The following is a 14252-nucleotide window of genomic DNA, read 5'->3' as shown; positions in this document are numbered from 1 at the left end:
CCATTTCAGACACCCGTCGCCTCCAAGCTTCCGCTGGCATTTGGCCCACTGCCCCCTTTTCGAGCATAGAGGCCAGCGCCCCAAAGTCTCAGCAATGCCTGGCTATGATGCAGATGAAGAAGACGCGCGCCTTGGCAGCTTTCGAAATCCAACGGCAAGCAGCTTGCGCCCCTTGCGCACAAGCCACTTCAAGGCAGGCTTAAGAGCAGCGCGCCAACCATAGAGATAGAGATACCCCTTTGGCGTCAGAGCTCGATAAACATCGAACACCGGAGTCAGGTTGTTGGTCCAAGCGATGGCTTCTGTTTTAAGGTGTGCGCCAAAGTCCATGCTCTTCAGTTTGTTCTCAAAGCACATGCGGATGTTTTCGGCGTTATGAAGCGCATGCGTATGAAACTTGTCATAGGCCGGATCGCGGCAGATCGCATAGGCCGTGTATCCTTTGCGGTGAATGACCCCCCACTCGCGCGAAATCATCCGATCGCCGTGCTTTATGACTGTAAGAACGACCCGACAGGCTTCACTTGGGGCCGATGCCAACGCCCGAATGAAGCTTAGCTTCCGCACGCGCGCTTCATCCATGGAGGCGAGCGGGCCAAACTCGGGCATTGTTTGCTCTATAAGCTGCTGATGATCTGTGATGATCTTGTGTTCGATCGGAGCGACTTTTTCCAGTTGTCGACGACCCGTATGCATGCGTTGGCGCAGTTCTTCGCCGATATCGACAAAATAGTCCTCGAAGCTTGAGCTGCTTTGCAAGTCCAGCTGCGCCGTCGTGCCCTTGAACTTGTGCGCATGACCGGCCCATTCCAGGAACTGCATGAGCGCCTGGTTCATCTTCAACTCGCGCAGTTCCAACAAGTCGGCCTTAGCAGCCTTGAAAGCCGGCGCAAGAACCGCCAGAAGGTCGGACCGCGAGACAGCTTCATCGGCCATAAGGTCGAGCGTTGAATGCCCCTCCGAGATGAGATTGGTCAGTTTGGCAAGGCCACGCCGCGCGACACGCTTCAACGGCAACACCGCAACGAGCTTCTCTCCATCCCAGACTGTAAAAATGCAGCCGCGCTCATGATCACTCAGGTTTTGCAAAGCAGCGAAGCACAGAGGCCAGCTTGTAAAGACCGAATGAGGTGCGCACCGCTCTTCCAGCGCATGCCACTGGTGCTTGCTGCGCTCCATTCCGTCAGGTGAATCAAGAACAGCAAGGGACAGATTCTTGGATCTGTCCTTCTCTTTTCTTTCAGGAAGCTCTACTTCCCCTCGGGCTATTTGGGTTTGGCTGCCCATTCTAAATTCTGAATCACTACCTGAGACATGCATCGGAGGAACTGTGCGCCACCTCCAGTAGAACTGTCGAGTTAATCATCAGTCGAATGGGTAAGAAGCATCCAAAAATTGCCTTAGCGGCAGAACCTCATGCCTCAAAAAATCATATTATTAAAAAACCATTCCGAGGAAAACCTTTCGCAAGGCAACATGTTCTAAAAGATGAACACACTGTTCACTGTTTTTTCGTTGCGCGAGGAGTATCGAATACCTGTCAAAATTTCAAAAACACTGCAGAAACTACTAAATTCTCTGCACTTTTGCGCCACAATCACTTGAAAGTTGACGGATATTAAGTAGCCGGGAAAGGTCGCACATATTATTGAAAAAAACCTTCGGCGCAACATGCCATGTTACGCAGAGTTATCTTTTAACAAGATATACCCAAGAAATGCCAGTGATCCGGGGATAGCTATCAAACGTTGTACGCCTTGTTTCGGGCACAATTGCATATTGCTTAGCCATACCTGTCATTTCTATCACCCCAAGTTGCAGATTGCTACTTCACGGCTGCAAACTGGCAAAAATTCCCGTTTTTATCGCTATTCCAAACTGGCATGCTTTGTGTAAATTACCCTTACGTAAAAAATAAAAAGAACGGAGGGTCGCTGTGAGCACAAACCCAGCAGAGCTGATCATGATCTTTCCAGTATTCATGTCTCTAGCGCTCGCAGCATCTGCGGTGATTACCGCTCCACGATATTTTGCGTTGGAAGCAACGCAGCACCGTGATCATCCTACGGTCCGCCCGAAGCCGTAGTGATGAGCGGGAGCTCTTCTTAGAACGCCGTCCTTGCAGCAACCGGCTACGGAGCTCCCAAACAAAGCGCGATCGATTATGCCCCTAGTCTATCGCGCCAAGTAAGAACGATCACTGGACACGCCGGATTTTCAGAGCAGCCGGTAAACACAGTGACCTGAATAAGGACGAAAGTCCAACTGGTCCCATAGACCACTCATAATGCCGCCTTGTTCCCAGCTCCCCCCCACCTCCTGAGGAACTTGGCGGCACTCTTTTTTCCAAATTCCCCAAATGTTCCTTAGTAGTTGCCAAGCAACGGCCCGCGCTTGCACATCTTTATGCGTTCTCCTAAGCATGACGCACAAAAAAAGAGGCAAGGAATGAATCGCTTAGCACAAGACTGCGCAGACATGACCCAACTGCGGCAGGAGATTGACCGTCTGGACAAAGAACTGATTTCGCTTTTTGCGGAACGGTGGAGCTACATCAACCGCGCTGCCGAAATCAAGAAGCCAATGGGGCTGCCAGCCCGAATCAATGAACGCGTAGAAGAGGTTGCGCGCAACGTCCGCGCCCATGCTGACGCAGAAAACTTGAACCCGGACTTCTATGAGGGGCTGTGGCGACAGCTCATGGAACAGGCAATTGCCCGCGAAGAAGCGGAATTAGGTACATCCTGACCCGAATACAACCACTGATAGATGTAACCTGCCGAATTCGGCAGGTGCAACTTCGCCAGATTCGTCTAAAAGACGCAGATGGTTGTTTTCAAGCGACTTTTTCTGGTTCATACTAACATTTGAATTTTGAATGGATCGTCGTTTGCAACCGCGATCGGCACATCTGCGTCAGGCTGAGGCGTAAACAGGGAGCCCACCACCCCTATGAGTTTGGACAGCGACATCGTAATAGATCGCCGCCGATTGAGGCGGAAAGTATCGTTCTGGCGCATCCTTTGTTTCCTTATCGTCGTTTTAGGCATTGGTACGTTCATTCTGATGAACTCCAGCGTTGCTGACTTTTCGAAGTCCCGCCAACACATTGCGCGCATCACCGTGAATGGTGCCATTCTTGACGATCGCGAACGGTTGGAGATGATTTCCCGAATAGCGGAGAGCGATTCGGTACGCGGCGTCATTGTTTCCATCAATTCTCCTGGCGGAACGACGACAGGCGGAGAGGCCCTCTATGGCGCTCTGCGCAAGCTGGCGGAGGAAAAGCCGGTTGTAGCCACAATCGGAACCATTGGTGCATCGGCAGGCTACATGACGGCGATTGCCGCAGACCATGTGGTTGCTCGATACAACTCTCTAACGGGTTCAATCGGGGTTCTTTTTCAGTTCGGGAACGCCAAGGGCTTGCTGGACATGATCGGGCTGGAAATGGACACCGTGAAGAGTTCTCCCTTGAAGGCCGAACCCAACTTCTATGAGCCCGCCTCGCCAGAGGCCAAGGCGGTTTTGGAGAGTCTGGTCACGGATTCCTACGAATGGTTCGTTGGGCTGGTAGCCGAGCGGCGTGGATTTACATCTGAAGAAGCACACGCACTGGCCAATGGGCAGGTGTACAGCGGCCATCAGGCCGTTGAAAACAAGCTTGTTGATGCCATCGGCGGCGAAGAAGTTGCCATCACGTGGCTTGAAGAAGAACGCAATGTGCCATCCGATCTCAAGGTTATCGATTGGAAGATACCGAAAGAAACGGAACTTGGCCTTTTTGCAAACGCCAGCTCTGGCAATTCCTTGCCAGCTAATCTGGATTATCTTTTGAACGCATTGATCTATTCCGCAAAGAACCTCGGTGATCAGGCTTCGTCGCTTGACGGTCTGGTGTCTGTTTGGCACGCTCCGGGTGCGGCAACTCGCTCTATGCAAGGGGGGGCAGAACATGATTAAATCAGAATTGGTTCAAACGATCGCCGAACAGAATCCGCATCTCTATCAACGGGACGTGGAGAACATCGTGAATGCAATTCTCGATGAGATAACCTCAGCCCTCATGCGCGGGGATCGCGTGGAGTTACGCGGTTTTGGGGCTTTTTCGGTGAAAAACCGTCCGGCCCGCACGGGACGCAACCCTCGCACCGGCCAAAAGGTCGAGGTAAGCGAGAAGTACGTTCCGTTCTTCAAGACCGGCAAGGAAATGAGAGAACGGCTGAACGGTGGCGTTGATCACGGTGAAGACGACTGATCTTGGAGAGAAATGGTGACACGGTTCCTTAGGAATCTTCTGCTGATACCCATCGCAGTGGTTTTGATTGCACTGGCAATCGCCAACAGGCACTCGGTGACGGTGTCACTCAATCCGTTCAACCCGACAGACACGGCTCTGGCCTTTAACATTCCGGTGTTCTGGTTGTTGTTTGCAGCCGTCGCCGTAGGCGTGCTCATTGGCGGCATCGCCTCTTGGGCCAAACAGGGTCGCTATCGCAAGGAAGCGCGGGTAAAGCGCCGTGAAGCGGCGGAGCTGAAGAACGAGGCGGAGCGCCTGAAACAAGTGGCGACCGTGGGTACGGCACCAAGCCTGCCGATGCCGGACAAGAAGAAGGCCGCCTAACACATCTTGAGTTGAGGAGTTCGCGATGAGGGTAATCACAGCGCAGGAAATCAATGCTGTGATGACCATTCGCGAACTCGCAGAAACCCTGCGCCGTGCCTTCCGGACTGGCTGCATTACGCCGCCAGCGCATCATCTGCGGATAGAACGGCCTAACAACGAGGCGACAGCTTCACTGGTCCTTATGCCGTCGTGGAACGATTTTCGGGCGCAGGGCACCAGCGACCGGGGTTTTATCGGCACAAAAATTTCCTCCGTGATTCCGGAAAACCGCAGAGACAACCTTCCAACGGTCATGGGCGTCTATCTTCTGCAATCCGGGAAGACCGGCCAGCCCCTTGCAGTTCTTGATGGCAGGGAGCTGACGTTGTGGCGGGCCTCTGCGACCTCTGCGCTTGCCTCCTCCTATCTTTCCAGAGAGGATTCAAAACGCCTGCTGATGATAGGTGCGGGCGGCCTTGCACCTTTCCTCATTCGCGCGCATTGCGCCGTCAGGCCCATATCTGAGGTTCTGATCTGGAACCGGACCAACAAGACTGCGGAGTCGCTCGCCGCCCGCGTCAAGATACCTGGCGTGAAGATCAGCGCGACGGCGGATCTGGAGGGCGCTGTGCGGGGCGCAGACATCATTTCCTGCGCTACCCTGTCAACTGACCCTCTTGTGCACGGAGCATGGCTGTCAGCAGGCTGTCACCTCGACTTGATGGGCGCCTACTTGCCACACATGCGCGAATGTGATGACCAGGCGGTGCAAGATTGCCGCCTGTTTGTAGACAGCTATGAGGGTGCCTTGAGCCGTGCTGGAGATCTGGTCCGCCCCTTGGAAGACAATTTGATCACCCGCGCCGATATCGCTGCCGATCTCACCGAGCTGTGCCAAGGCACCAAGGCCGGACGCCGGTTTTACGATCAAAAGACACTTTTCAAATCCGTCGGCACCGCAATTGAAGATCTTGCGGCAGCAAGCCATGTCTTCATGCGGGTTTAGTCCGCCTTCTGCTTTTTCTTTTTCCGGTCTGCAGGAGGCAAGTAGGTTGGCAAAGACCAACCAAAGGTCAGTGCCCCGCCCCGCAGAAGCATGGCCACGGAGAAGCCGGCCAGCGCGGCCCAATTGTCTCCAAGCGCAAAGGCATGCACGACCACATAGGCCGTTGCGCCAGCAAAAGTGGCAGCCACATAGACCTCACGCTGGCTAATGGCCGACGGTTGACCAGCAACGATGTCCCGGATGATGCCGCCACAGGTCGCCGTGGCGACGCCCATGAGAATGGCCACAAAGTAGGCCTCCCCAAACGTGAGGGCTTTTGCAGCCCCCATCACGCAGTAGGCCGCGATTCCGAGCGCATCCATCCAGCGGATCGGCTTGTCGAGGCGCTCCCAAATGTGCGCTGTAAACCACATGAGGACAGCCACTGCGCCACAGATGATCAGGTAGGACTCATTCTGGGTCCAGAACACGGGCGCGTCGAGCAGCACATCTCGAAGAGTTCCGCCGCCAATGCCCGTCAGCGTGCAGAAGAACAAAAAAGCGATCAAATCCTGCCGCAAACGCGCGGCAACAAGGCCGCCTGTGATAGCGAAAACGGCCACGCCAAGATAATCGAGATACTGCCAAGCGATCATTGCGGTCTGCTCTGCCAGATGGGCCTGAACTCAGTGCCATTGTTGTATGAGGATCAGCTCGCTTTCAGCCAACAAAAAAGCGGAGCTGTAAGGCCCCGCTTTACTTAACATCGCCGCAAAGTCAATGGTCAGGCGCTTTTATCGACAGTTGAACCCGGCTCTGCAGGCTTGTCTGCCGGATTTGTCGCAGCTTTTGGGCCGCCCTTGGACACGCCAACCATGGCTGGACGCAAAACCCGGTCGCCGATCACATAGCCTGCCTGAACCACCTGAACCACCGTGCCGTTTGGCACTTCTGGGTTTGGAACTTCAAACATGGCCTGATGGAAGTTCGGGTCGAACTTGTCGCCTTCTGGGCTGATGCGCTTCACGCCATGCTTTTCCAGCTGGTTCAGCATGTCGCGCTCCACCATTTCAACGCCTTCAATCAGAGAAGCCAGAGAGCTGTCTCCATTTGAACGCGCTTCCTCAGGCAGGGCTTCAATCGCACGGCCGAGGTTGTCGTTGACGACCAGCATGTCACGCGCGAAGGAAGCAACCGCGTAGGCTTTCGCGTCACGTACTTCCTTTTCGGTGCGACGACGAAGGTTCTCCATCTCAGCCATCAGGCGCAGAGCGCGCTCTTTAAGCTCAGCGTTTTCTGCTGCCAGAACAGCTGATGGGTCTTCAAACTCGAGCACCCCTTCCTCTAGCGGAGTTTCCAGAGCTTCAGCACTCTCAGTAGCCTCAGGGGTTACGTTGCTGAGTTCCTCTTCAGGGTTCTTGCTTTCGTTTGTCATCCTTATCCCACTCGTTACAGGCTCATCAAAGAGCTCATGCAGACAGATTGCCTGCCAAGTGCAGGCCCAGCGTCTTATTTAGGCGAAGATTGCTTAAAACAAAAGGCCTCCGGCCACATGTGTGACCGGAGTTCCGCTAAACAAACAGGTTTCTCAGCGGCTTTTCAGTGGGCCTACGAGTACTGCTTGATCCAATCTGCAATCTTGCCTTTTGGATGTGCGCCAACGAGCGTGGCTGCAGGCTCACCGTCCTTGAACAGGATCATCGTCGGGATCGAACGCACACCATAGTTCATTGCGGCCTGCTGATTGGAATCGATGTCCAGCTTGGCAATCTTCACAGCGCCACTCATCTCGTCAGAAATTTCTTCAAGAGACGGAGCGATCATCTTACAAGGGCCGCACCATGTCGCCCAGAAGTCCACCAGCACAGGTGTGGAGCTTTTCAGGACTTCGGTTTCAAATGTGTCGTCGCTGACGTTTACAGTCGCCATTTCGTGCCTCGTTTCTGTTTTCTCGAGTCACCCGACAGGGCGGCTCCGTTGTGTCGAAGGTAGGAAGCCGAACCTTAAGCGTCAAGCAAACCGATTTCCAAGATCCTCTTAGAAATTGAAATGATCCAGTCGCTCCTGCGGCACCTCAAAGAGGACCGGGCCACCGGTGTAGAGCAGAAAACCTCGGATTTTCTTAGTGGGATAGAGGTTTATGAGCAATTTCTTATAAACCGCAAGCTGCGCTGCATACTCTTCACTCACCGCTGACGGATGATCAGGAAGCTGTGAATTGGTTTTATAGTCGACAATCCAAAGCTCATCCCCTTGCAAAACGAGCCGGTCGATGATGCCTGACACCTCCACATCCTGCCCGGCTTCATCTTTGAGCAGCCCCTGAATGGGGACTTCAGCCTGCCCTTCAACGGTGAACAGCGCGCTGTATTCTGGGTGATGCAAGACGCCGAGCACATCCTTGCGCAAGTCTTCCTCGCGGTCGCGGAACGCCTCCGGCAAGGCAATGGCGATGTAGCGTTCCATGGCTGCGTGACGCTCCGTCTCGGGCAGCTCCGGCAGAATTTCCAAAAGGCGGTGAACCATACGCCCCCGGACCAACGGCCAGCTTTCGGGCTGGCGTGCAGCTTCAAGGGCCTGTATCGGAGAGGGAGGCTCGATGCCTTGCTTGGTTTCCATTTCCTCAAACGCAGCGGATGGCTTCAAGCGCCGCAAACGGTCTGGTGCCGACACATTGCGCGTAACCCACGCAGGCAAACTTACCGCCGCATTCACGGGCTCCGCTTTTGTTCCGCCAAGCTTTGGCTCTTCTTTTTCAACGCCGTCCCGGGTCCAGCGCAGGCCGATGGTATTGCCGAGTTGATCAAGCTGCGGGCGGCTTTCAGCAGCCAAACCGCGATCAATGATCGAATACCAGCAATTGGCATGAGGCCCGCGCTTTGGCGACCAACCACATACGACAAGGCGGTCCTTGGCACGGGTCATGGCAACGTAAAGCAGGCGACGATACTCTTCCTCCTGCCCGTCCCGCATGGCTTGCAGGGCCTCCTTGTGCCACGGCGTCCGCAGTGCAGAAGTGGGCAGCCATACGAGTGCATTCGCGGCTTTTTCGTCGTTTTGCCGTGCCTTTTCCAGCATCACCGGATCGTGATGCGCCGATACGGGCGCAGAACAGTTGTCCGCCAGAATGACAAACGGCGCTTCCAGCCCCTTGGAGCCGTGAACGGTCATAATGCGCACCATGCCTTTGGCGTTGTTCAGCTCGCGCTTGATCTCGGTTGGCGCGGCGGCAAGCCAAGCAAGGAAGCCTTCAAGACCCGGTGTCCCGGTCTGCTCAAATGTGATTGTCAGGGCAAGGAACTCGTCAAGCACATCATCCACTTCCGAGCCAAGACGGCGGCGGAAGTTGAGACGATGCCCATCGCCCCCCAGAATGCGCGCATAAAACTCGAAAGGCGGCACAAAGTCGGCGCGATCACGCCAGTCTTCCAGTTGACTGCGGATTGCCGCCCACTTTTCGGAGCTGTCCGCCTTTCTCACCAGCATCTGCCAGAGCGTGCCGGGGCGAGGACGGCCCGGCGTTTCATGAGCAATCTCGAATAGGTCATCGTCGGACAGGCCAAACAAAGGGCTTTTCAATGTGCAGGCAAGAGACATGTCGTCTTCCGCCAACAGAATGAACCGGCCCAGCGCGACCAAGTCCTGCACGGCGATATGGTCTGTCAGGGTCAGCCGGTCCGCACCGGCAGCAGGTACGTCAAGACGCTTCAACTCGCGGTTCAGCGCATCCACAAACGGGCCACGCTTGCGCACCAACACCAGCACATCTCCCGGCGATGCCACGCCATTCTCATCCCAGTCACGGATTTGCCCTGCAATCCGGCGTGCCAGCCGCATCATTGGATTTGAGCTGCCGATCCGGTCGACAGGCTCAGTCCAATCCTCTGGTTCCTCTATGTCCGCGTGCTCTTCCAGGGGCCAAATCTCAACGAGACCGGGATCATTCCGGCGAATGGCCTCATGCACCGGCGCAAGATTGTCCTGCGACAGGCCCGCATAGGCCTCAGGAACCTCGAACACCTTGTCGACGGCACCCAGTACGTCCGGAGTGGAGCGGAACGAAAGGTTCAGCTCAATGGCCTCAAAGGTTTTCTGAGCTTCACCGGCGCGTCGTTTAAAGAAGTCACGCATCTGCGCAAAATACGCAGGCACTGCGCCTTGAAATGAGTAGATCGATTGCTTTTCATCGCCGACGGCAAAAATGGTTCGAACGCCCGCCCGCGCGCCCTCGCCTGCAAAGAATTCCTCTGCCAGCGCGCCAATCACTTCCCACTGACGCGGGCTCGTGTCCTGCGCTTCATCCACGAGGATATGGTCAAGCCCCTGATCCAGCTTGTATTGAACCCACCGGGCCGCATCCGAGCGAGAGAGCAGGTTCGCGGCGCGTACTACCAGATCTTCAAAGTCGAGAAACCCGCGTTGAATCTTGTCCTTCTCGTAGTGCTGAAGCACTGCGTCAGACAGATGCAATATCGCCTTGGTGCCCGCAACGGTGATTGCAGCAGCACGCTTTTCCAAGAGGCTCAGCAAACGTTGCTGCTCCTCCATCATGTGCTCAATCACATGCGGAAAGCCCTCCTGAATCTTCTTGGTGCCGAGGCTTTTGCGAGGTTCCATCTTCTGAGTGAGGAACACATCCAGCCAGCTTCTCCGCCAGACCTCATCTGTGGGAGCCGCCAAGGTTGCCAGCATGGCATCGGCGCGCCCTTGATCTGTTTTCGTGCCTGTGCGCAGCGCTTCGGCATAGGCTTTCACCTCTTGCGATGACAGCAGGCACTCACTCTTGAAGGCGGCATCAATTGCTTCAGGGGTGTCGTTGGCCGTCAATCCAAAGCTTGCGATCAGTTCGCCCAGCGCATTTTCCAGAGAACCTGCAGCGACAATCCAACGGTAGAAGGCATCGCGCTTGCCAATAAGCTCGGAAAGGGCGCTCTCAACACCTGCATCGGGCAGCAGCTCAATGAGCAGCGCAAGGGCCCGGCCAAGATCCGTATCCGGGTCCACCTCTGCCCGGTGCAACACGCGGGCCCGCGCTTCTGAAAGCAGCTCGTCGGCAATGCGGTCATCGAGCACGGAAAAGTGCCCGGCCACGTTTGCCTCCAGCGGGAACTGATGCAACAGAGCTTCGCAGAAGGCATGAATCGTTTGAATTTTCAGGCCACCCGGTGTTTCCAGTGCTCTTGCGAACAGCCTGCGCGCTTCAGAAACCTTTTTCGGTTCTGGCGGGCGACCTTCAATCACCTCAAGTTCCTTTGCCAGTTCAGCATCGGACAGACTGGTCCAGAAGGCAAGAATATCGAAAACGCGCGTTGCCATTTCGGCGGCCGCGGCCTTGGTAAAGGTCAGGCAGAGAATGCGCGATGGATCAGTGCCGTTCAACAGCAAGCGAATGACACGCCGCGCCAGAACGAAGGTCTTGCCGGAGCCTGCATTGGCACTTACCCAAGCCGAGTTGAGGGGGTGGGCGGCCTTCGCCTGACTTTCCAGTGTCTTTGCCGGGATCTGCATCAGTCGTCCTCCCCTTCGCCGCCAAGGGACCATTCCTGCACGCGGGCGAGGTGGTCATAGGCCGAGGCCCATTGACGCTCTTTCAAAACACGGGCACGGGACAAGTATCCCTTCGCCGGGTTTTCATAGGCCGCAACCAACTGTTCCAGTCGGCTCCATGCTTCTTCGGCAAGTTCTTCCACGCTCTGATCTTCCGGGTCGCGCTTGTGGACTTTCAAAGCCTCACGTCCGCCCTTCAACTGTACATAGAGGATTGAGCTGACTGGAGCTTCTGCCGGTATGCCCTCAAACCCACCTCGGCGGATCATGGCCACTTCAAGCGGCAGCTGGGGCGAGAGCAGCGCCTCCACCTGCTTTTGCGAGGGCGGAACGCCGGTCTTGTAGTCAATCACTTGAAGCTGATTGCCTTTCATCAGATCAATGCGGTCCGCCCGGCCAGTCAGCTTGAACGTACTGCCATCTGGCCGTTTCATCTCCGCTCCCCCAGACACTTCCAGAAAACGCCTTTCAATATCGGCGGCACGGCCATATTCAAAGCCAACGAAGCTTTCTGCGATCTTCTCGAAACGGGGCCACCACAGCGCTCGAATGGCCGGGAACGCGTCTAGTGGGCGGAACAACCGCCCCCCTTCATCCAACAGGGCTCGAATGGCCTTGTCATCAAAAGCCGCATCCCACTGGCTCAAGAAGTTTGCCAGCGCATCATGGATGATGGTGCCCTTGTCGGCAGCATTTGGCTCGCCGCCAATAGGGTCAACTTCCTCCAGTCTCAGAATGTTGCGGGCGTAAATCTCGTAGGGGTCGCGTATCAGGGTTTCGATGCGCGTGACCGACAGCTGCTTGGGCCGCGCATTGAGCGGCGGCTTGGGTTCCGGGCGTTCAGCTGGCATCACCGGCACTTCCAAGCGGTCCAGTGTTCGCGCCATTTCCACGTAGGGCGTGCCACGCTGCTTCATGGCGGTTGTCACTTCGTCCCCGGCCAGCGTCAAAATCCGTTGCAGCCAGCGGGAGGCTACAGCCGGGGCACCATCCACCCGCGCTGAGCGGGACAAGACCACTTCTTCCGCCCCCATGGCGCACAAAAAGTCATGGGCTGAGGACCCAATGCGCCGTTCCGGCGGGTCGAGGCCGATCTGGCCTTTCATGGGACGGTTGAGCCAAGGGTCGTTACGTGTTCTTTGCGGCCAGATACCTTCGTTCAATCCGCCGAGCACCACCCGGTCGAAATGCTGAAGCCGCGCCTCCATCGGTCCAAGCAGGTGCACTCTAGGGTCTGCGGGCAGCTTGGAGCGCACCGCATTGCCAGACACAAGGGCGGCAAAGACGCCGGGCCATTCCGCGGCCGGAATGGCGAGACTGCTGGTCTCAGCGTCCAGAAGAGAGGTCAGCGTGTCTGCAAGGGCAGCACCGGTTTCTCCCTTGAAAAGTTCGGTGGTGGAGCCGTCTTCTTCCTCGGCAACTTTTATCACCGCATCAGTATGCAGTTGGGCAATGTGTTTGACATCCACATCGGACGCTGCACCCAGAAGCGCCTCGAGAGGACCAATCGCCTCCTCCAGCCGCATAACGAGCTGATCGATCGATTGCCAGTCTGCCTCTACCAGCTTTTTCCAGCGTGGGGTGTGCCTGTCTTCCACGGCGGATCGGGCTGCGAGAATGGCTTCTTTCAGACCTGATATGCCGGGCCGGGGTGACGGCCCGCGCAACACACCACGTTCAAGCGCACGCGCGGCGGCGCGCACTTCCTTTACCGGCAAACCGAACCGAGCCAACGGGTGCTTCAACAGCGCCAGAAGTTGAACAGGGTCGAGGCCGCCCAAGGCAAGCTTGGCGGTCAGCATGGCGAGGATGGTAGGCGGCGTCTGATCTTGCGGACGGCCAGCGGTATCATCAACGGCAATGTTCCAACGCGCCAACTCCGAGGCCACGCGGCGGGACAGTGTTCTGTCTGGCGTGATGAGCGCCACCTTCTTGTCCGCTTCTATGCCTTCACGCAACACCAAGGCGACGGCCAGCGCCTCTTCCGCTTCACTGCCCGCTGAAAGCACCGCGACATTCTGGAAGGCTTCGGGCCGCTTGGTTGCCAGCTCGCTTGCAAAAAAGCCCTGCCAGGCATCCGTGGTGTCTGCCGGACGCAGCGCCTCGTTTACGATTGCGCTTCGATGGCTCAAGGAAGGGCTCGAAACAGTCCCCAGCGCCACCACGTCGTCACGGGTGCGCCCCAAGGTGGCGAGAAGTTTCTGCAGGCTGTATTGCGGGTGACCGGGCACAGCCATGCCCTCATCCGTTCCGCCCAAGGCTTTCCAGCTTTCATTGTCCATGCGCTGGTCAAGAGCTGGAAGGACAATGGCTCCATGCTCCAAGGAAAGCACGGCTTTTAAAAGCTCCGCTGTCGCTGGCACGGAGCCCGTCGCGCCTGCGACAATCACCGGCCCTTTGGGTGGCTGATCTCGCAGCAGCTGCGCGGCGCGGCGGATCAACGCCGACCGGCGGGCCTTGGGGTCCATGAACCCGGCTTCTTTCAGGAAGGCGGGCCACTGCTCACTCACAATGCGCAGGAACTCCAGCGTGATCTGCCAGTATTGGGCGTGATTGTCCGGCACAAGGCCCGTCAGGTCGGTCCAGTTGGCTTCTTCCGTCTGCACCTCATCCATCAAGGTCAGCAAATCACCGGCAAGCCATGCCGCATCTGCTGAGGATGCCGGGAACGCCGATGTATCGCCCTCGCCCAGGCCCAACAGTTCGCGGCGCAAATGGCCCTTCCACGCCCACACGAGCTGTGTCATGGCCAGCTTGCGCTCCATCAACGACATGGCAGGAGGCAGAGGCTCCGCATCCGGCTCTTGCCGCAGAACCTGCTCGTCTTCCTCCACGTCGCCAAGGGGCAGAATTTTGGGCAGCAGGATGGACCGCTGGCCCATCGCCTCTCGCAGGAGGGTGGGCAAGGACCGCGCCGCACGTCGCGTGGGCACATATATGGTTACCTTGCTGAGCGCGAGCGGGCTTGAGTTGGCATCAAACCCGGGAACCAGTTCACCTGTGAGGAGGTTCTCCACCAACGTCTGAAGGAAAGGCGTTGGTGGTGCGATGGTGAAAAGCTTGTTCTGGCTCAAAACAGACCGCCTGCAAAAGAATCAAGAGATGATCCTTTTT

At 56.6% G+C, this 14252-nt stretch carries 11 protein-coding genes and 1 pseudogene; 6 read left to right on the top strand and 6 right to left on the bottom strand.

Annotation, left to right across the window (positions count from 1 at the left end; all coding sequences use genetic code 11):
• Positions 1-102: 102 nt before the first annotated feature.
• A complete protein-coding gene (locus PUV47_RS07650) occupies positions 103-1287 on the bottom strand; it encodes a GNAT family N-acetyltransferase (RefSeq protein ID WP_274217928.1) in 1185 nt (394 codons plus the stop codon).
• A gap of 649 nt (positions 1288-1936) precedes the next feature.
• Here PUV47_RS07650 and PUV47_RS07645 point away from each other — a divergent pair.
• The 6 genes from PUV47_RS07645 (at position 1937) to PUV47_RS07620 (ending at position 5612) form a co-directional block, all read left to right on the top strand.
• The gene (locus PUV47_RS07645; protein WP_274217927.1) at positions 1937-2086 is read left to right on the top strand and encodes a hypothetical protein; all 150 of its coding nucleotides are present in this window, start codon (positions 1937-1939) and stop codon (positions 2084-2086) included.
• A gap of 362 nt (positions 2087-2448) precedes the next feature.
• Positions 2449-2748 (top strand): chorismate mutase, encoded by a 300-nt coding sequence (locus PUV47_RS07640; RefSeq protein ID WP_274217926.1) that lies wholly within the window; start codon positions 2449-2451, stop codon positions 2746-2748.
• Positions 2749-2952: 204 nt separating this feature from the next.
• Entirely contained in the window at positions 2953-3963 is a 1011-nt protein-coding gene (sppA, locus tag PUV47_RS07635) for a signal peptide peptidase SppA (RefSeq protein ID WP_274217924.1), read from the top strand.
• Positions 3956-4258, top strand: a complete 303-nt coding sequence (locus tag PUV47_RS07630; protein ID WP_028480621.1) for an integration host factor subunit beta — start codon at positions 3956-3958, stop codon at positions 4256-4258. The genes sppA and PUV47_RS07630 overlap by 8 nt, the downstream gene beginning before the upstream one ends.
• A gap of 12 nt (positions 4259-4270) precedes the next feature.
• Complete coding sequence (locus PUV47_RS07625) at positions 4271-4624, top strand: LapA family protein (RefSeq protein ID WP_274217923.1); 354 nt, start codon at positions 4271-4273, stop codon at positions 4622-4624.
• Positions 4625-4649: 25 nt separating this feature from the next.
• Positions 4650-5612 (top strand): ornithine cyclodeaminase family protein, encoded by a 963-nt coding sequence (locus PUV47_RS07620; RefSeq protein WP_274217922.1) that lies wholly within the window; start codon positions 4650-4652, stop codon positions 5610-5612.
• Here PUV47_RS07620 and PUV47_RS07615 read toward each other — a convergent pair.
• From PUV47_RS07615 to addB, 5 genes and pseudogenes are all read right to left on the bottom strand, one after another.
• The gene (locus PUV47_RS07615) at positions 5609-6247 is read right to left on the bottom strand and encodes a trimeric intracellular cation channel family protein (protein ID WP_274217921.1); all 639 of its coding nucleotides are present in this window, start codon (positions 6245-6247) and stop codon (positions 5609-5611) included. The two genes, PUV47_RS07620 and PUV47_RS07615, sit on opposite strands and share 4 nt — an antisense overlap.
• A 128-nt stretch (positions 6248-6375) precedes the next feature.
• A complete protein-coding gene (gene grpE, locus PUV47_RS07610; RefSeq protein ID WP_274217920.1) occupies positions 6376-7026 on the bottom strand; it encodes a nucleotide exchange factor GrpE in 651 nt (216 codons plus the stop codon).
• 173 nt (positions 7027-7199) lie between these two features.
• Positions 7200-7529 (bottom strand): annotated as a pseudogene (gene trxA / locus PUV47_RS07605) (thioredoxin); the annotation flags it as partial.
• Between the two features lie 99 nt (positions 7530-7628).
• The gene (gene addA, locus PUV47_RS07600; protein ID WP_274217918.1) at positions 7629-11099 is read right to left on the bottom strand and encodes a double-strand break repair helicase AddA; all 3471 of its coding nucleotides are present in this window, start codon (positions 11097-11099) and stop codon (positions 7629-7631) included.
• Positions 11099-14212 carry a double-strand break repair protein AddB gene (gene addB / locus PUV47_RS07595; protein ID WP_274217917.1) on the bottom strand — a complete coding sequence of 1038 codons (3114 nt, stop codon included), beginning with the start codon at positions 14210-14212 and terminating at the stop codon, positions 11099-11101. Before addB ends, addA begins: the two co-directional genes overlap by 1 nt.
• Positions 14213-14252: the final 40 nt, after the last annotated feature.

Origin of the sequence: Pseudovibrio exalbescens, assembly GCF_028737195.1 — a bacterium.
GTDB classification, from domain to species: domain Bacteria; phylum Pseudomonadota; class Alphaproteobacteria; order Rhizobiales; family Stappiaceae; genus Pseudovibrio; species Pseudovibrio zosterae.
The sequence above is the reverse complement of the archived record's forward strand: the minus strand, read 5'-3'. Positions and strand labels throughout refer to the sequence as shown.